The sequence below is a fragment of the Marinobacter sp. ATCH36 genome (genome assembly GCF_023555055.1).
GTDB lineage: Bacteria > Pseudomonadota > Gammaproteobacteria > Pseudomonadales > Oleiphilaceae > Marinobacter.
On the sequence record NZ_JAMJPL010000001.1, the window covers coordinates 862,232 to 881,093 of the forward strand.

At 57.4% G+C, this 18,862-nt stretch carries 15 protein-coding genes; 12 read left to right on the forward strand and 3 right to left on the reverse strand.

The features are described from left to right. The first annotated feature begins 82 nt into the window (after positions 1-82). From cysZ to M8010_RS03820, 3 genes are all read left to right on the forward strand, one after another. On the forward strand, positions 83-838 hold the full coding sequence (gene cysZ / locus M8010_RS03810; protein ID WP_250088936.1) for a sulfate transporter CysZ: 756 nt from the start codon (positions 83-85) through the stop codon (positions 836-838). Positions 839-873: 35 nt separating this feature from the next. Further along, entirely contained in the window at positions 874-3,738 is a 2,865-nt protein-coding gene (gene rapA, locus M8010_RS03815; RefSeq protein WP_250088939.1) for an RNA polymerase-associated protein RapA, read from the forward strand. Positions 3,739-3,841: 103 nt separating this feature from the next. Continuing rightward, entirely contained in the window at positions 3,842-6,289 is a 2,448-nt protein-coding gene (locus tag M8010_RS03820) for an acyl-CoA dehydrogenase (RefSeq protein WP_250090111.1), read from the forward strand. A 20-nt stretch (positions 6,290-6,309) separates the two neighbouring features. On the opposite strand, the gene M8010_RS03825 is transcribed toward M8010_RS03820, so the two are convergent. Continuing rightward, positions 6,310-7,980 carry a GMC family oxidoreductase gene (locus M8010_RS03825; RefSeq protein ID WP_250088941.1) on the reverse strand — a complete coding sequence of 557 codons (1,671 nt, stop codon included), beginning with the start codon at positions 7,978-7,980 and terminating at the stop codon, positions 6,310-6,312. Positions 7,981-8,162: 182 nt separating this feature from the next. On the opposite strand from M8010_RS03825, the gene crcB reads away from it, so the two are divergent. Together crcB and M8010_RS03835 are read left to right on the forward strand one after the other, a co-directional pair. Further along, a complete protein-coding gene (gene crcB / locus M8010_RS03830) occupies positions 8,163-8,543 on the forward strand; it encodes a fluoride efflux transporter CrcB (protein WP_250088943.1) in 381 nt (126 codons plus the stop codon). A gap of 240 nt (positions 8,544-8,783) precedes the next feature. After that, a complete protein-coding gene (locus M8010_RS03835) occupies positions 8,784-8,990 on the forward strand; it encodes a cold-shock protein (RefSeq protein WP_007154967.1) in 207 nt (68 codons plus the stop codon). Between the two features lie 113 nt (positions 8,991-9,103). On the opposite strand, the gene M8010_RS03840 is transcribed toward M8010_RS03835, so the two are convergent. Both M8010_RS03840 and M8010_RS03845 read right to left on the reverse strand, forming a co-directional pair. Then, entirely contained in the window at positions 9,104-9,487 is a 384-nt protein-coding gene (locus M8010_RS03840; protein ID WP_250088951.1) for a PAS domain-containing protein, read from the reverse strand. Between the two features lie 178 nt (positions 9,488-9,665). Continuing rightward, the gene (locus M8010_RS03845) at positions 9,666-10,481 is read right to left on the reverse strand and encodes a dienelactone hydrolase family protein (RefSeq protein WP_250088953.1); all 816 of its coding nucleotides are present in this window, start codon (positions 10,479-10,481) and stop codon (positions 9,666-9,668) included. Positions 10,482-10,639: 158 nt separating this feature from the next. On the opposite strand from M8010_RS03845, the gene ald reads away from it, so the two are divergent. The 7 genes from ald to M8010_RS03880 all read left to right on the forward strand — a co-directional run bounded on the left by ald (position 10,640) and on the right by M8010_RS03880 (position 18,861). After that, on the forward strand, positions 10,640-11,758 hold the full coding sequence (ald, locus tag M8010_RS03850; RefSeq protein WP_250088955.1) for an alanine dehydrogenase: 1,119 nt from the start codon (positions 10,640-10,642) through the stop codon (positions 11,756-11,758). 23 nt (positions 11,759-11,781) lie between these two features. Then, positions 11,782-12,354 carry a glutathione S-transferase N-terminal domain-containing protein gene (locus tag M8010_RS03855; protein WP_250088957.1) on the forward strand — a complete coding sequence of 191 codons (573 nt, stop codon included), beginning with the start codon at positions 11,782-11,784 and terminating at the stop codon, positions 12,352-12,354. Between the two features lie 328 nt (positions 12,355-12,682). Beyond that, a complete protein-coding gene (locus tag M8010_RS03860) occupies positions 12,683-14,089 on the forward strand; it encodes a carbohydrate porin (RefSeq protein ID WP_250088959.1) in 1,407 nt (468 codons plus the stop codon). A 30-nt stretch (positions 14,090-14,119) separates the two neighbouring features. After that, positions 14,120-15,391, forward strand: a complete 1,272-nt coding sequence (locus M8010_RS03865; RefSeq protein ID WP_250088961.1) for an ABC transporter substrate-binding protein — start codon at positions 14,120-14,122, stop codon at positions 15,389-15,391. A 5-nt stretch (positions 15,392-15,396) separates the two neighbouring features. Further along, entirely contained in the window at positions 15,397-16,389 is a 993-nt protein-coding gene (locus M8010_RS03870) for a carbohydrate ABC transporter permease (RefSeq protein WP_250088962.1), read from the forward strand. A gap of 62 nt (positions 16,390-16,451) precedes the next feature. Further along, a complete protein-coding gene (locus M8010_RS03875; RefSeq protein WP_502846203.1) occupies positions 16,452-17,228 on the forward strand; it encodes a carbohydrate ABC transporter permease in 777 nt (258 codons plus the stop codon). A gap of 16 nt (positions 17,229-17,244) precedes the next feature. Next, positions 17,245-18,861 carry an alpha-glucosidase gene (locus M8010_RS03880; protein WP_250088971.1) on the forward strand — a complete coding sequence of 539 codons (1,617 nt, stop codon included), beginning with the start codon at positions 17,245-17,247 and terminating at the stop codon, positions 18,859-18,861. Position 18,862: the final 1 nt, after the last annotated feature.

The window sequence follows — 18,862 nt, forward strand, 5'->3', positions numbered from 1 at the left end:
ACACCGTCGGGCTGTGGTGGAGTTTGCAACATGATATGCTTTGCGCCCCGTCACTGTCATTGAGGCTGAGGTGCTGCGAGGTATGTTGAAAGGTAACTTTTTCCGCGGCCTGGGATATCTGGGAGAGGGATTCCGGCTTATTCGGCAGCCGGGGCTGAGACTGTTCGTTGTGATCCCTCTCGTTATCAATATTTTGTTGTTCGGCCTCCTGTTTTATTTTCTCGCCGAAATCTTCTCTGCAATGATCGCTGCGGCCATGGGATGGTTGCCGGAATGGGCCTGGCTGCAGAGCCTCGACTGGCTGTTCTGGATTCTCTACGGTGCTGTTATTCTGTTAATGCTGGCTTATGGGTTCGTGATTGTAGCGAACCTGATCGGGTCCCCCTTCTATGGCTATCTGGCGGAATTGACTGAAAAACACCTGACCGGTCAGGAGGTTAATACCGATGATAGCTGGAGCCTGATTATACGGGACATTCCCCGCGCGCTCTGGCGCGAAGTTCAAAAAATCATCTACTACCTGCCAAGGGCTATTGGCCTTTTTATCATTGGTATTATCCCGGTCGTGAACCTGGTGGCGGCGGTGCTGTGGTTCGTCTTCAATTGCTGGATGATGGCTCTGCAATACGTGGATTATCCGGCGGACAACCATCGCGTCAGCTTCCGCGCCTTGCGAGGCCTGCTCGGTGATACCCGCTTGTCAGCTCTGGGGTTCGGGCTGCCGGTGGCACTGGCAGCCATGGTTCCGGTACTGAATCTGGTGGTCGTGCCTGCAGCGGTATGCGGCGCTACCGCCTATTGGGTGCGTGAAAACGGACCAGCGAACGAAGACGTATAAAGCCGTAACTGTGAGTTAAATCTGTCGGAGGTTTCTTGGATACATCGGAATTTGTAATCGGCCAGCGTTGGGTCAGTCACAGTGATACTTCGCTGGGCCTTGGGATTGTCACCGATATCTCGGGCCGCAGGGTGACGCTGGGCTTCCCTGCAGCAGACGAGGAGCGCACCTACGCCATCGACAATGCCCCGCTATCGAGAATCATCTATCAGATTGGCGAGGATATTGAGACCTTTGATGGCGGCCGCTATACCGTCCGGGCGGTTGAAGACATCGGTGGTGTGCTGATGTATCACGCAGACGATGGTGGTGAGAATCTGACCGAGATTTCCGAGGTGAAGCTCAGCAGTTCGGTGGATTTCTCCGCACCCCATCAGCGCCTGTTTGCCGGCCAGTTTGATCGCAACGGCGCGTTTCGCCTGCGCATGGCGACGGCGCAGCATCAGGACCGGTTGCGGGCATCGTCTGCACAGGGGCTTATTGGCGCGCGCACTCAGCACCTGCCGCACCAGATCTATATTGCCCACGAAGTAGCCACACGCTACGCCCCCCGGGTTCTGCTGGCGGACGAAGTCGGGCTGGGCAAAACCATTGAAGCCGGCCTGATTCTCCATTACCAGCTACACACCAGCCGCGCCCACCGGGTGCTGATCGTGGTGCCCGACTCGCTGATTCACCAGTGGTTGGTGGAAATGCTGCGGCGGTTTAACCTGCGGTTCTCGATCATCGACCAGGGGCGTTACGAGGCCATGGATGACCTCGCCGAGCTTCCGGAAGAGGACGACGACCTGGCCGACGCTGATGAAAATCCGTTTGAAAGCGAGCAGCTGGCGCTGTGCAGCCTGGATTTCCTGATGTCCAGCGAGCAGGCACAGGCGGATGCCATTGCCGCCGGATGGGACCTGATGGTCGTGGATGAAGCCCATCACTTGGCCTGGAGCCCGGAAGCGGCCGGTCCGGAGTACCGATTGGTTGAGCAGCTTTCTGCTGCCAGCAACGGGTTGTTGTTGCTAACGGCGACGCCGGAGCAGGTAGGTGTTGCCAGCCATTTTGCCCGCCTGCGATTACTCGATCCTGCGCGCTTTCACGACCTGAAGGCGTTCGAGGAAGAAGAAAAGCACTTCGAAGTCATCAACCGGGTGGTGGCACACATTGGTGAACAGGGAGTAACGGCCCTTTCCAGCGACGATCATGATGCCCTCAGGGGCTGGCTGGGCGATGAACTCGACGCATTGATGTCTGCTCGCCAACCAGAGCAGGCTGTTATTGACGCACTGTTGGATCGTCATGGCACCGGTCGTGTGCTGTTCCGCAACACCCGTGCGGCAATCAAGGGTTTTCCGGAACGCCATCCGCTGCCGGTTGCTTTGCCTTGCCCAGAGCTTTATCAGGACCCTGGAATTTACCATGGTGCAGCCGGATTGACCCCGGAAACGGCAGTGGACGAAGAGCAATGGCTGGCTGAAGATCCTCGCGTTAGCTGGCTGGAAAAGACCCTGACCGGGCTGAAACCGGCCAAGGTGGTGGTGATCTGTGCCCACGCGTCGACCGCCATGGCGCTGGAGCACTACCTGCAACTGCGCGCCGGTATTCGCAGTGCTGCTTTCCACGAACACCTCAGCCTGATCGAGCGGGACCGGGCAGCCGCGTATTTTTCTGACTCCGAACAGGGAGCCCAGGCGTTGATCTGTTCAGAAATCGGCAGCGAAGGGCGCAATTTCCAGTTTGCCCATCACCTGATTCTGTTCGACCTGCCAGCGAACCCGGATTTGCTGGAACAGCGGATCGGTCGGCTTGACCGTATTGGCCAGACTGAAACCATCGACATACATATCCCCTACCTGCAGGGGACAGCCCAGGAAAGCCAGTATCGCTGGTTCGAGGACGGCCTGAATGCCTTCAACGAAAGCTGCTCGGTGGGCGTTGCGGTGCATAGTCATGTCGCTGAGCAATGGCGGGCCACTATTGACGGCCAGGTTGACCAATTGCCGGCACTGCTGGAGGCCACGCAAAAGGAAGCAGAACGCCTGCGCACTCTGCTGCGAAATGGCCGGGATGCCCTGATTGAGCTCAATTCCTGCCGGCCAGAGGTGGCCGAGGCGCTGATCAGCCAGATTGAATCCGAAGAAGAATCCGCCAGTGTTCGGGACTATATGATCGAGGCCTGCGATATCCTGGGTGTGGATGTGGAAGACCATTCCGAACATGCCGATGTACTGCGTCCGGGGGAGCAATATCGTGCCGGGCATGTGACGGAACTGCCGGAAGACGGCATGACGGTGACCTGGAGCCGTCAGCAGGCCCTTGAGCGCGAAGACATGGCGTTCATGAGTTGGGAACATCCGCTGGTGACCGGAGTGATGGAATCGGTCACCAGCTCCGGGCTCGGCAAGGCCGCCCTGGCCAGCATGACGGTCAAGGCCCTGCCGCCTGGCACGCTGCTGCTGGAGGCGCTGTACACGGTGCACTGTCCGGCTCCGGAATCATTGCAGCTGTCCCGTTATCTGCCGGTTTCGCCCTTGCGCTTGCTGGTGGATGTGAATGGACGGGATCTGTCCGCAACCCTCCCTCACGACAGGCTTAACGACATGTGTTCCAATATCCGGCGGCGCACCGCCCAGGCCATCGTGCCGCAGATCCGCCCCCAGGTGGAAACCATGGTGGATCACGCGGAAAATCTGGCCGAACCGCATCTGGAGCCTCTGCGCGCCTCGGCCCTGGATCGGGTCAGGGAGACGTTTGGTCCGGAAATACGTCGCCTTGAGGCCATGAAAAAGGTGAATCCGGCCATCCGTGACGAGGAAATCGGGTTTTTCCGGGAACAACTGGCGGCGGCGGAGACGGCACTGGGTCATGCCAGTCTGTCACTGGAGGGTATTCGTGTGATTGTAACTGCCTGATGGTGAACCAGTTGCTGGTCAGAAATCATCTGATCAGGTAGGTTAAACGTAACGAATTGTAGTTTTTGACATTCAAAACCACGGACGACAGAGAGTATCCATGATGACTTTCATACTGTTTCTTGTTGCTGTTGCCGGACTCCTTGTTGTAATGCGTAAGGAATCCGGAGCTAAACCCGCGATCGGGGTGATGGTAGTGACAGGCCTGCTTTCGCTGTTCTTCGCGTCGGGTTTGCTGGCGCTGATTCTGTTTATTGGCGCAGCGATTACAGCAGCAGCCGGCCTGCCGGGGTTTCGCCAGAGCTGGCTGACACCGCGGGCGTTCGCCATGTTCAAGAAGGTTGCCCCCAAGGTTTCCGATACTGAAAAAGTTGCCCTGGAAGCGGGTACTGTCAGCTGGGACGGCGATCTGTTCACCGGTCGCCCCGATTGGCACAACCTGCTGATCAACCGCAACACCGGCCTGTCCGAAAAGGAGCAGGCGTTCGTGGACCACCAGTGTACCCAGGCAATCTCCATGTGCAATGCCTGGGACCTGGCGGTAGAGCGTGCTGACCTGCCGGCAGAGCTGTGGGAATTTTTGAAGAAAGAAAAGTTCTTCGGCATGATCATTCCCGAGGAGTATGGCGGTCTGCACTTCTCCGCGAAGGCCCAGACGGCCGTACTGCAGAAGCTGGCGGCTAACGAAATGCTGATGGTTACCGTGGGTGTGCCCAACTCTCTCGGCCCGGGCGAGTTGCTGGTCAAATATGGCACTGATGAACAGAAAAACCATTATCTGCCACGCCTTGCCGATGGCCGCGAAATACCCTGCTTTGGCCTGACAGGCCCCCGAGCCGGTTCTGATGCCACCTCATTGCCGGACACCGGTATCGTCTGCAAGGGGGAATTCGAGGGCAAGGAAGTACTGGGCCTGCGCCTGAACTTCGAGAAGCGCTGGATTACGCTGGCACCGGTTGCCACCGTGGTGGGTCTGGCCTTCCGCATGTTCGACCCCGACGGCCTGTTGGGCGATACCAAGGATTACGGCATTACCTGTGCGCTGATTCCCCGCAATACCAAGGGCATGGAAATCGGTCGCCGTCATTGCCCCATTGGCACACCGTTCATGAATGGTCCGATCAAGGGCAATGACGTGTTCATTCCGCTGGACTACATCATCGGTGGTCAGGAAATGGCGGGGCAGGGCTGGCGTATGCTGGTTGAATGCCTCTCCGTTGGCCGCTGTATCACCCTGCCATCCGGTGCTGCCGGCGCTGCTGCCTATGCCGCTGGTACGGCAGGTGGCTACACCCGCATTCGCCGCCAGTTCAATACACCGGTGGCGGATATGGAAGGGGTGCAGGAGCCGCTGGCCCGCATAGCAGCGCAAACCTATATCGCCCAGTCGGCGGTCAACCATACCGCCAACATGATCGACAAGGGTGAGAAGCCGGCTGTGCCTTCAGCCATTCTGAAATACCACATGACCGAAATGCAGCGTGCGGTGCTCACCGACGCCATGGACGTTCATGGCGGTAAAACGGTGACTCTTGGCCCCCGTAACTACCTGGGCATTGGTTTCAGTGGTGCGGCGGTATCCATCACCGTGGAAGGCGCCAACATCATGACCCGCAGCCTGATGATCTTTGGTCAGGGTGCGATCCGCTGCCATCCCTATGTGCTTAAAGAGCTGGCGGCCAAGGACAACGACGACATCGATGCCTTCGATGATGCCTTCTTCGGCCATGCCGGCCTGATCTTTGGCAACGCGGCACGCGCCTTTACTCAGGCGCTGGGACTCGGCAAGGCAGATGTGCCGTTCGACCACGCCGCCCGCAAATACGCCCAGGGCGTGGCGCGCTTCAGTGCCGCCTTCGGTCTCTGCGCGGATGCTGCCATGACCACTCTGGGCTCCGAGCTGAAAATGCGCGAACTGATTTCCGCGCGCCTGGGCGACGTACTGTCGAACCTGTATCTGGCGTCCATGGTGCTCAAGAACTGGCACGAGACCCAGCCTGTTGACGGCGAGCGGGATCTGATGGAATACAGCATGGCGCTGTTGCTATATCGTGCGGAAAACGCCCTGGACGAGTTCCTCCAGAACCTGCCCAATCGTCCGGTCGCACTGGCTCTGCGTGGCATTACCATGCCTCTGGGGCGCCGCTGGGACAAACCACACGACGACCTGGCACGCAAACTGGCCAGAGCTATCTCAACCGACAGCCCGGTCCGTGAGAAATTGTTGGTACCGACCTGGACCACCAATGGTGAAGGGACAGTTGAGAATCCTGTCGCCCGTTACAACGGCCTGCTAAAGGATTACGACAAGGCCGAGCAGCTCTATCGCAAGGCTACGAAGGCCTACGCCAAGGGACAGCTGCCAATGGAGGCCCTGCACCCCGAGGAGCGCTTTGAGGCTGCCCTGAAGGCCGATATCTTTACCAAGGAAGAAGCTGATTTCATGCGCCAGTATGAAACCACGGTCCTGGAAATGCTGACAGTCGACGACTTCCCGTTCGACGAGTTCGCAAGCAACAAGGACACACTGATCGACCATAACCCGGCCTGATCAGAGGTTAGTGTCTGACATTATTCGCCGCCCAGGATCCAGCGGGCGGCTTTTTCCGCAATCATCAGGGTGGGTGAGTTGGTGTTGCCGCTGGTAATGCTGGGCATTACAGCGGCATCAACCACTCGCAGTCCTGCCACTCCCCGCACCCGCAGGTGGGGGTCCACCACGGCGAGCTCATCGTCTGCGTGGCCCATACGGGCGGTGCCCACCGGATGGAAAATGGTGGTCCCGATATCTCCGGCCAGCTTGGTGAGCTCGTCATCGGTCTGGTACTGAAGACCGGGTTTGAACTCTTCCGGCTGGTATTGCATGAAAGCGGGCTGTTCCGAAATGCGGCGGGTTACCCGCAGTGAATCTGCGGCCACTTTCCGATCTTCCGGTGTGCTCAGGTAATTCGGGGCAATGGCCGGAGCCTGTTTCGGGTCGTTACTGCGAATACGCACCGTGCCCCGGCTGGTGGGGTTCAGGTTGCAGACACTGGCGGTGATTGCCGGAAAGTCATGCAGCGGCTGGCCGAAGGCGTCCAGACTCAGGGGCTGAACGTGATATTCGATATTGGCGTAGTCGAACTCGTCGGAGCTGCGGGTAAACAGGCAGAGCTGGGAGGGCGCCATGCTCATGGGGCCGGAGCGGGTAAGCAGATATTCCAGCCCGATGCGGGCCTTGCCGATCAGTGAGTTGACCATGGTGTTCAGCGTGGTGACACCCTTCACCTTGTAAACGGACCGGATCTGCAGGTGGTCCTGCAGATTTTCACCAACGCCGGGCAGATCTTTGACCACCTCAATACCGTGTTCTCTCAGAAGGTCGGCCGGTCCGATGCCTGAAAGCTGTAGAAGTTGCGGTGAGCCGATAGCGCCGGCGGCGAGGATGACCTCGCGTTTTGCCCCGGCAACGGCTTCGCCGTGGCCTCTTCGGTCAACGCGAACACCTGTACAGCGAGGCCCGGAACCGGAGGTTTCGGTTTCCAGGCCGAGCACGTGGGTGGAATGCCAGAGCGTGAGGTTGGGGCGTTTCTCGGCTTCCCGGAGGAAGGCTTTGGAGGTATTCCAGCGCCACCCCGAGCGCTGGTTCACCTCGAAATAATCCACGCCCTCATTGTCGCCCCGGTTGAAGTCCCGGGTTCGGGGAATGCCAGCTTCGACGCAGGCTGTGGCAAAGTCTTCCAGTACTTTCCACTTCAGGCGTTGGTGCTCAATTCGCCACTCGCCTCCATGACCATGGTATTTGTGGTGTTCCGGGTCGGCATCGCCGCCGTCATCGAGGCGGTAGTGGTCCTCGTGACGCATGAAATCGGGCAGGCAATTGTCCCAATTCCAGGCTTCTTCGCCGGTGATCTCCGCCCATTGATTGTAATCTCGTGCCTGGCCGCGAATGTAGAGCATGCCGTTGATGCTGGAGCAACCGCCCAGGGTCTTGCCCCGCGGATAGATCAGCGAGCGTCCATTCAGGCCGGGATCCGGCTCAGTGCGGAACCGCCAATCGGTACGTGGGTTGTCGATGCAGTACAGGTAACCCACGGGAATATGGATCCAGTGATAGTTGTCCCGGCCGCCGGCTTCGATCAGCAGTACCCGGTTGGCCGGGTCCGCACTCAGGCGGTTGGCCAGCAGGCAACCGGCGGTGCCGGCACCGATGATGATGTAGTCGAACTCCTGCAGTCGCTGTGCTTTGTTGTTGTTGGACATTGCGATGTTTTCCCAGCTTAATGGATGTCTGGAGTGTATAGAATTTAACACCTTCGGCCACACCCTTTTCAGTGTAGCCGTCGATGCGGAGGTGTCCCGAGGAGCATCACTTAACTTGCAGCGTGTTAACCGGCATACTCTGAGGAAACAGTGAGCACCCAAATACGAGGTGAATCAGACGAATGTGGCTATCAATCCTGGCTGTAAGCGCCGGAGCCGTCATAGGCGCTAACCTGAGATGGGCCCTGGGCCTCTGGCTCAACAGCAGCTACCACGCCATTCCCTACGGCACATTGGCGGCAAACCTCTCGGGCGGCTGGCTCGTTGGCCTGCTAATCGGCTATTTCGTCCACGGCAGCTCCCTCGCACCCGAGTGGCGCCTGTTCGCCATAACCGGCCTCTGTGGAGCGCTTACCACTTTCTCCACCTTCTCGCTGGAGATGTTTTCTGCGATTCAGGAAGGCAAGTGGAGCATGGCCCTTGCAGGAATACTGGCCCATGTAGTTGGCTCTATCCTTATGACTGCGCTGGGGATTTATACCTTCGGCCTGGTCCGCGGATGATGGGTAACACTACTTATGCAATAAATTGAAAATACCCTTGGCAATTCCTGAAACAAAGAGTAAAGTTATTTGTGTAGGAAAGATTCAGCAAAGCATTCATGAATAAGACGTACCTCCGCAGTAAGTAGTGACCGTCCTGTTTTTGATTCCGCGAGTTCTGTATTTCCGTAAACGCTGATCGGGCATCATGACGATGGCCTGGCGGCAAGATTAAATGATTGATTTCAGGAATTTTAAGTTATGTCTACTACTACCGGCACTGTTAAGTTCTTCAACGAAGCTAAAGGCTTTGGCTTTATCACTCGTGAAGGCGGCCCGGACGTATTCGTTCACTACAGCGCAATTCAGGGCAGCGGTTTCAAGACCCTGGCAGAAGGCCAGCAGGTTGAGTTCACCGTTACCCAGGGCCAGAAAGGTCCTCAGGCGGAAAACGTTACTGCTATCTAACTGATAACAGTACACGCCAAAAAGGCAGCTTCGGCTGCCTTTTTTTGTGGACGGATTTTGTGATTTCTGAGAACAATATAATCTCGGCTTCTGCTCAGGTGCGTTTTTCTGCCCTAATCAATAGCTCTCTGGACTGCCACATAATGCGTGGTTTTGTCGCCATCCATCACCGGTGCAATTTTCCATTCAATGGTAAAAGCCGAGCCGTCCTTGCGGTAATTAATGGTAGTGCCGTGAAAGGTCCGATTATTCTTCAGATCTTCAGACAAACGCTCTTTCACTCCGCTTTCGGTTTCTGGTCCCTGCAGCAGTCCCGGTGTCTTCCCGATGACTTCATCTGCTGAATAGCCAGTCAGGTTGCTGAAGGCTTGATTCACATAGATGATCACGGAGTTTTTATGATCGGCAGTGGCTTCTGTCACCATAATCGATTCAAAAGCCAGGCTAGCGACAGTTTGAAACAGTGAGGATTGAAGTACGTCTTTGGAAGTGTTCATACAATTCCTTTTCCGTGGAGAACGCGGATGTTGTTTGATGGATCGGAAATCATTGTACGAACTGCGCCCGTCACTGTATCAGTTCGGGACCAAAGCAAAACTGAACAGCTGAACTGACCGTCAGTTTCGGGCCTGATCAGCAAGCGGTTTAGTTCGTCCGATCAGGCCCTCTCTGGGCTCAGTTATTGAAGACCTCTTCGTAAAGCCGCATGGTGCCTTCCCAGGAACGTTTGGCTGCATCCTCGTTATAGGCAATGGGCATATCGAATTCTTCCGCCACCTTGTCTGCCCCGGGATTGGTGAAGGAGTGCAGAACTCCGGGGAAACTGACCAGAGTCAGGTCGGCTTCGGCATCCTGCATTTCTTTCACCAGGCCAGACACCTGATCTGAGGGCACCATCTGGTCCGCGCCGCCGGTGTAGACATGAATCCTGGGCTGTACCATTCCGGCTTCAGCCTCGATGGGGCTGCCGAGAGCACCGTGGTAGCTGACCACGGCGTCCAGGTCCACGCCCAGCCGGGCCATATTCAGCACCACCGCCCCGCCGAAACAGTAACCCTGGGCAGCGATTTTGTTACTGTCGACGCTGTCGTGCTTTTCCAGCAACTCCTTTGCGGCCATAAACCGGGCCTTGACCTGATCCATGTCCCCGGTGGCTTCCTTCATAAACTGCTGAGCGTCTTCAGGATGCTCCGCAAGCTTGCCCGAACCGTACATGTCCAGGGCGAATGCGGTATAGCCCGCTGCGGCAAGCTTCTCCGCCTGCTCCCGGGCGAATTCGTTATGGCCCCACCATTCGTGGACCACAAGAACACCGGGGCGTTTGCCGTCGGCTTCGTCATCGTAAGCCATGTAACCGGTGAAGGTCTCACCGTTCACTTCATATTCTACGGTTTCTGTCTGCATTTCAGCTGATACCTGTCCACTTGCGAGGGTAAGGGCTACCGCGAGTGAAAGCGGGGCTGCGGTCAGGGCGTATTTTTTTGTGTTCATGGGTTCCTGCTCCATTTGGGTCGATTACCTGGCTGGTCCGGTGTTTACGCCGGAATCCGTTGAACCGATGCATTCAATTGCTACTGCCGGTGTCATGCCTTTTTACTACACTTTAGCGGATGACACATTGTTTACTCCACGGATTCAAGGGGCAGCGAATGAAGATCGGTGTACCGAAGGAGATAAAGAACCATGAATACCGGGTAGGAATGACGCCCGCAGCCGTTCATGAACTTTGCGAGTATGGGCACAGCGTTTATGTCCAGGTGGATGCAGGCTCGGCCATCGGTTTCAGCAATGAGGACTACCGCAAAGCCGGCGCGGATATTCTTGACGACGGCTCTGCGGTGTTTGCCGCCGCAGAGATGATCGTCAAGGTCAAGGAGCCCCAGGCCAGTGAGAGGGCGTTGCTGACGCCGGAACACACACTGTTCACCTATCTGCACCTGGCGCCGGACCAGGCGCAGACAGACGACCTGGTAAAATCCGGCGCCACCTGCATTGCCTATGAAACCGTGACAGATAGTCACGGGCGCTTGCCGTTGTTGGCCCCCATGTCGGAAGTGGCGGGGCGAATGTCGATACAGGCTGGCGCTCATTGCCTGGAAAAATCATTGGGGGGCCGTGGTGTGCTCCTGGGTGGCGTGCCCGGCGTCAGCCCGGCGCGGGTGACAGTGATTGGTGGCGGTGTAGTCGGGCAGAATGCGGTGGCTATGGCCATCGGGCTGGGTGCCCAGGTGACGGTGCTGGACCGGAACATGGATGTACTACGGAGTCTTGATCACCTCTATGGCAATCGCATCAGCACCCTGTTCTCCACCGCCGCAACCCTGGATGAAGCAGTGACAGAATCCGACCTGGTCATCGGCGGTGTTCTGATTCCCGGGGCATCCGCCCCCAAACTGGTCACCCGTGATATGGTCAGCCGTATGCCGGAGGGCAGCGTCATCGTGGACGTGGCCATTGATCAGGGAGGTTGTACCGAGACCTCCAGACCCACCACCCACGATGCGCCCACCTATGTGGTGGATGGTGTTGTGCACTATTGTGTTGCCAATATGCCGGGCGCTGTGGCCAGAACCTCTACGCTGGCATTGAATAATGTAACTCTGCCATTCATCGCCGCCCTGGCCAACAAGGGCCCGGAGCAGGCGATGAAAGACGATCATCATTTGCGCAACGGCCTTAATGTTTACCAGGGCAGGGTGACCTTTCGCGAGGTGGCAGAGGCTACCGGCTACGACTTTGCGGAGCCGGAATCCCTGCTCGGCCAGTAATTCTATTCAATCAAGGAGATCTCATGAAACTGATTGGCTCTACCACATCCCCCTATGTTCGGCGTATCAGGCTGCTGCTGGCTGACAATGACTATGAATTCGTGAATCTCGACATCTATGGCGAGGACAGGGATGAGTTGCGACGGAATAACCCGGCGCTGAAAATCCCCATGCTGGTTGACGGCGGCCAGGAGGTCTACGACTCCCGGGTGATTGCCCGTTACGTCAGTGAGAAGCAGGGTCTGGCTCCGCTTACCTGGGATCAGGAAAACCAGCTGACTCTGATTGATGCCGCCAACGATTCTGCCGTTATCCTGCTGCTGTCGTCCCGTTCGGGGATTGATATCAGCGAGAACCTGATGTTTTTCAATCTTCAGCGGGAGCGCATCATGATGACGATGCGCACTCTCGCGGCTATGGTCGATGACGGCCAGTTCAGTCAGTGGAATTATCCGGCTATCTGCCTTTATTGCCTGGTTGATTGGGTTGATTTCCGGGATCTGGTGGATTTCTCCGGCATTGAGAGTCTGCTCAGTTTCCGGGATCACTATCGCAACGATGAACTGATTGGCACTACGGACCCGAGAAAATCGTAATGTTTTGGCAGGCCGGGCCATGCCTGGCCTGCTTTCCCGTCTGAAAAGTTAAGTTAAAATTAAGTTCTTCTTATGGTTGCAGAACCTATCTACCGAAATTATCTTGGTCATTACTTAATCATTTAAGTTCGTGTGCACCCAAAGTGCAGCCGGCAGAAATGATTGAGAAACGACGAAAGTCTGGGGCGAGTGTGAAGCCTCTGATTCATTAATGTTGTAGCAGTAGTTATGAAATACGAATTTTCTTATCGCATAGCTTAATGCATTAAGTTCCCGTTCCAGGCTGTACGAAAAAAAGACCTTACAAAAACAAAACGAGGTTCCAACAATGAGTTTTCGTCTATCACCATGCCATTCTGCCCTGGCACCGGCGGTCTCCCTGACACTGCTTGCAGGCCTTTCCGCTGGTGTTCGCGCCCAGGAAAGCATGGAAGACCGCCTGTCTGCCCTGGAGCAACAGCTGGCAGAGGTCGAGCCCCATGCCCGGGGCGACCAGGGCTTCTCCTTCAACACCTACGCCCGTTCCGGATTGCTGCTCAACAGTGACGGCAAGAGCGCCCCCGGCGGCCCCTACCTGACACCCGCCGGTTCGGTCGGTGGTGCCGTGGGCCGGCTGGGTAACGAGCCGGACACCTACCTGGAAGCCATCCTCAATTACAAAAGCGTGGCCGATAACGGCACCAAGGCCCATTACCGCCTGATGATTGCCGACTCCACCACCTCCAGCAACGACTGGACTGCTGGCGACGGTGCCCTCAATGTGCGCCAGGCCTATGTGGAGTTCAGCAACCTGGCCGGCTTCACCGGGGTTTTCGAGGACGCCTCCATCTGGGCCGGCAAACGCTTCGACCGGGACAACTTCGACATCCACTGGCTCGACAGTGACTTTGTGTTCCTGGCGGGCACCGGTGCCGGTCTCTACGACGTCACCTTCAGTGAGTCAGTGAAGTCCAACTTCTCTCTCTATGGCCGCAGCTTCCAGGACTTCCCGTCCGATCCGGACAGCACCGATGAGACCTCGGACACCGACAACCTGATTCTTACCGCCAACAACTACTTCGGTAACCTGCAGTGGATGATCAACGGCATGTCGGCTGCAGACAATGATGAGCGCGTTGTCGGCGGGGTCACCGAAGCGGCCGACACCGGTGTGAACACCATGTTGGCCTACCACGGTGACAGCTTCTTCGGGATCGCCGATGGCAACTTCAAGGTCGCACTTCTGCACGGCCAGGGCCTGGGCGCGGAGGTCAAGAACATCGGCGCCGATGGCAACCTGCATGAAGACGCCGCCAGTACCCGGGCCGCCGTCTATGGCACTACCCGGTTGAGCGACAGCTGGCGGATTGCCCCGATGATCATGGCCGAAACCAGCACGGACCGGTATGTGGAAGGCGATGAGTACCAGTGGCTCACCTTCAACACCCGCCTGGCCAACGAACTGGGCGCCAACTTCGAGATGCAGTACGAGGCCTCCTGGCAGGTGATGGACTTGAACACCGAAGGCTACGACGACCGGGGTGACGTGGATGGCGACTACGCCCGCTTCACCATAGCACCGACCTTCAAGCCGCAAGTCGGCGGGTTCTGGAACCGTCCGGAGATTCGTGTGTTTGCCAGCTATTCCACCTGGGACGACGAGCTCAACCGCTATGACGGTGGCGATGCCCTGGGGCAGGAGGATTTTGGCGGCAGCCAGTGGACCTTTGGTACCCAGATGGAAATCTGGTTCTGATACCGACAACAACAAGATGAGGTAAGCACCATGTTCAGATCCAATGGATTACAGTGGATTCTAGGCGGCCTGGCCGCCAGTCTTCTGGTCGGTGGCCTTCAGGCCAAGACCATCACCATTTCCTGCGGTGCCGTCGGAGCAGAGAAACAGCTTTGTGAGGAAGGTACCCGGGCATGGTCGGAGAAATCCGGCCATGAGGTTCAGGTTGTCTCTACACCAAATTCAGCCACGGAACGACTGTCGCTATACCAGCAGCTATTCGCAGCCCGTTCCGGCGATGTGGACGTGTTCCAGATCGATGTGGTCTGGCCCGGCATGCTCGCCAGTCATTTTGTTGACCTGTCGGAATACACGGAAGGGGCGGAAAACAGGCATTTCGAGGCGCTGGTGGAAAACAATACGGTGGACGGCAGCCTGGTCGCCATGCCCTGGTTTACCGACGTGGGCGTACTCTACTACCGCAAGGACCTGCTGGAAAAATACAACCTGAAAGCGCCTGAAACCTGGCAGCAACTGACCGATACCGCAAAAACCGTGATGGCAAAGGAACGTGAGGCCGGCAACGACCGCTTTTGGGGTTATGTCTGGCAGGGCCGGGCCTATGAGGGGCTGACCTGCAATGCGCTTGAATGGATTGCCAGCTTTAATGGCGGCACCATCGTTGACGGCGAGGGTGAAGTGACCGTCAACAATGACAAGGCAGCAGAAGCGCTGGCGCTGGCCAGAACCTGGATTGACGACATATCTCCCCGGAGTGTGTTGAACTACACCGAGGAAGAGGCGAGAGGTGTTTTCCAGTCCGGCAACGCGCTGTACATGCGCAACTGGCCCTACGCCTGGAGCCTCGCCCAGGGTGAGGACAGCCCGGTCAAGGGCAAGGTTGGTGTGGTGGCACTGCCCAAGGGCGGCGACAGCGGACAGCACGCCGGCACCCTCGGTGGATGGCAACTGGCGGTGTCGAAATATTCGGATAACGTCGATGAAGCCGCGGACCTGGTGCGCTTTCTGACCAGCTATGAAGAGCAGAAGCGCCGCGCCATTGAGGGGAGCTACAACCCCACCATCCCGGACCTGTATCAAGACGAGGAAGTCCTCGCTGCAGTGCCGTTCTTCGGCGAGTTGTTTGAAACCTTCAAGAATGGCATTCCCCGACCTTCGTCTGCCACCGGTGACCAGTATAGCCGGGTCAGCAACGCCTTCTTCAATGCCACTCACGATGTACTTTCAGGACAGGCGGAGCCTGAGCAGGCACTGAAGGGGCTTGAAGGAGATTTACAGCGGCTCGGACGTCGAGGCTGGTAATGACCATGGCTGATCCGACCGTAACCCCGGCAAATGCGGACGCGGGCGAGCAGTCACTCGCCCGGTCCGTTCCCCTCAAGCGTCGGCACAACAGAGTGCATCGTCAGCGCCTGCGTGCCGCCTGGATGTTCCTGATCCCGATGCTGGTGTTACTGGCGGCGGTGGCCGGCTGGCCCCTGATGCGTACCATCTGGTTCAGCTTTACCGACGCCAGTTTCTCGGATATCAGCACCTACAGCATGATCGGGTTCGAAAATTACCTGGTGTACGACAATGGTGCCTGGTACGGCGTGCTGGCGGACCCAAGCTGGTGGCGTGCGGTCTGGAACACGCTGTATTTCACGGTGGTTTCAGTAGGAGCTGAAACAGTGTTGGGGCTGATTATCGCCCTGACCCTGAATGCCCAGTTCCGGGGGCGCGGCCTTATTCGCGCCGCAACTCTGATCCCCTGGGCTATTCCCACCATTGTGTCGGCAAAAATGTGGGGCTGGATGCTCCATGACCAGTTCGGGATTATCAATAACCTCCTAATGACGCTGGGTATTATTGCCGAACCATTGAACTGGACTGCCAACTCGGACCTATCCATGTGGGCGGTGATCATGGTGGATGTCTGGAAAACCACGCCTTTCATGGCGCTGCTGACCCTGGCTGCGTTGCAGATGCTGCCCTCGGATTGCTACGAAGCCGCCAAGGTGGATGGAATCCACCCGGTTCGGGTGTTTTTCCGCGTCACACTGCCATTGATCTACCCGGCCCTGATGGTGGCGATTATCTTCCGTGTTCTGGATGCGTTGCGAGTGTTCGACGTGATCTACGTGCTTACCTCCAACAGCGAGGACACCATGTCCATGTCGGTCTACGCACGCCAGCAACTGGTGGAATTCCAGGACGTAGGCTACGGCTCGGCGGCCTCCACGGTCCTGTTCCTGATCATTGCCCTGCTGACCATTTCCTACCTTTACCTGGGGCGCAAACAGTTCGGAGGTGATGCATGAATCGCAAACGGCTGAGAAAGTTAGTAGGGAAAACCGGATTCGGGCTCTTGCTCTCCGCGATCATGCTGTTCACGGTATTCCCTTTTTATTATGCAATCCTGACCTCGTTCAAGAGTGGCTCCGAGCTGTTCAAGGTCGATTACTGGATCACCACTTTCAACCTGGAGAACTACCAGTCGGTGCTGGGGCAGAGTTCCTTCGTGTCCAGCATCTGGAACTCAATTCTGGTCTCCACGTCCGCCGTTGCCATTGCAATGGGATTTGGTCTGACGGCTGCCTACGCCCTTGGGCGAGTGCATTTTCGCGGCCGGGGAACTGTGCTGATGATCGTGCTGGGGGTCTCCATGTTTCCCCAGGTGGCGGTGTTGTCTGGTCTCTTCGAGGTGATCCGGGCATTCGATCTCTACAACGATCCGCTGTCCCTGGTGTTCTCCTACACCATTTTCACGCTGCCATTCACCGTCTGGGTGTTGACCACTTTCATGCGGCAGCTGCCCAAGGAGCTGGAAGAAGCCGCCATTGTGGACGGGGCTTCACCGGTGGTCACCCTTTTCAAGGTATTCATACCGCTGATGGGACCTGCCATGGCCACCACCGGCTTGCTGGCGTTTATCGCCGCCTGGAACGAGTTCCTGTTTGCGCTGACGTTCACGCTGACGGACGACCAGCGCACGGTGCCTGTGGCAATCGCCTTGATTACCGGCGGGTCCCAGCACGAATTGCCCTGGGGGCACCTGATGGCGGCATCGGTGGTTGTTACCGTGCCACTGGTGGTCCTGGTACTGATTTTCCAACGTCGAATCGTGTCTGGCCTGACGGCGGGCGCGGTCAAAGGTTAACTGAGGAGTTATGTGTATGAGTCAGTCACAGCCCTGGTGGAAGGGTGGCATTATCTACCAGATCTATCCCCGTAGTTTCATGGACAGCAACGGGGATGGCATCGGTGATCTCAGAGGGGCCACAGAGAAACTGCCTTATGTGGCATCACTGGGTGTGGATGCCATCTGGCTGTCGCCCTTTTTTACCTCGCCGATGAAAGATTTCGGCTACGACGTGTCCGACTACCGGGGCGTGGATCCTCTTTTTGGCACCATGGATGATTTCAGGGCCCTGGTGCGTGAGGCTCACGGGCTGGGTCTGAAGGTGATCATCGACCAAGTCATCAGCCACACCTCGGATGCTCACCCCTGGTTTGAGGAAAGCCGCCGCAACCGTGACAATCCCAAGGCAGACTGGTTTGTCTGGGCTGACCCGAAACCCGATGGCACGCCGCCCAACAACTGGCTGTCCATCTTCGGCGGCAGTGCCTGGGCCTGGGATACCCGGAGGAAGCAGTATTACCTGCACAATTTCCTGGCAAGCCAGCCGGATCTCAATTTCCATAATCCGCAGGTACGCCAGGCCCAGCTGGATAACATGCGTTTCTGGCTGGATCTGGGAGCGGACGGTTTCAGGCTGGATACGGTCAACTTCTATTTTCATAACCAGGGCCTGGTGGACAACCCGCCGGTACCGGCGGGTGAAAACAAGACTTTTGTTGCCCAGGGCATGAACCCCTACACCTACCAGCGCCATGTGAACGACCTGAGCCAACCGGAAAACATCGGATTCCTCAGCGAACTGAGGGCACTGATGGACGAGTATCCGGAAACCGCCCTGGTGGGTGAGATTGGCGACGACAAGCCGCTGGAGCGCATGGCTGAATACACTGCAGGCAATGATCGCCTGCACATGGCCTACTCTTTTGATCTTTTGTCCGATCAACATGACCCGGCGTATGTGCGGGACGTGGTGCGTCGGTATCAGGAAGGGCTGGGCGATGGCTGGCCCTGCTGGGCCCTGAGCAACCATGACGTGGTGCGGGTGGTTTCCCGGTGGGCGGAGGGCGGTGAAGACCCGCGGCTCTATCCGCGAGTGCTGATGGCGTTGTTACTGTCTTTGCGGGGTAGCGTTACGATGTTCCAGGGCGAGGAGCTCGGCCTGCCGGAAGCGTCAGTGCCCTATGAAGAATTGCAGGACCCCTACGGTATCAGCTTCTGGCCGGAATTCCGGGGTCGCGACGGATGCCGCACGCCGTTTGTGTGGGAGCCGTCGGCCAAGGGTGGTTTCACCTCCGGAAAACCCTGGTTGCCGGTAGATCGCGATCACCTGGAATTTGCCGTCAGTCACCAGCACGCGGACCCGGATTCCACGCTCAATGCGGTGCGCAAGCTGATTCACTGGCGCAAGCAGCAGCCTGCGCTGGTTCGGGGTGACATGACGGTGCTTGATGACACCGGTGATGCCCTTTGCTGGATTCGCAAATCCAGTGAGCAGTCGCTGCTGGTGGCATTGAACCTGACCGGTGAGGAGCTGCGGCTGCCGTTACCTTGTGCGGTATCCGTGCCGCTGGAAGGTCATGGCTTCGATGGTTTCCTGGAGGGTGATCAACTCGTATTGCCTCCGTATCAGGCATTTTTCGCAGAAACGTAAA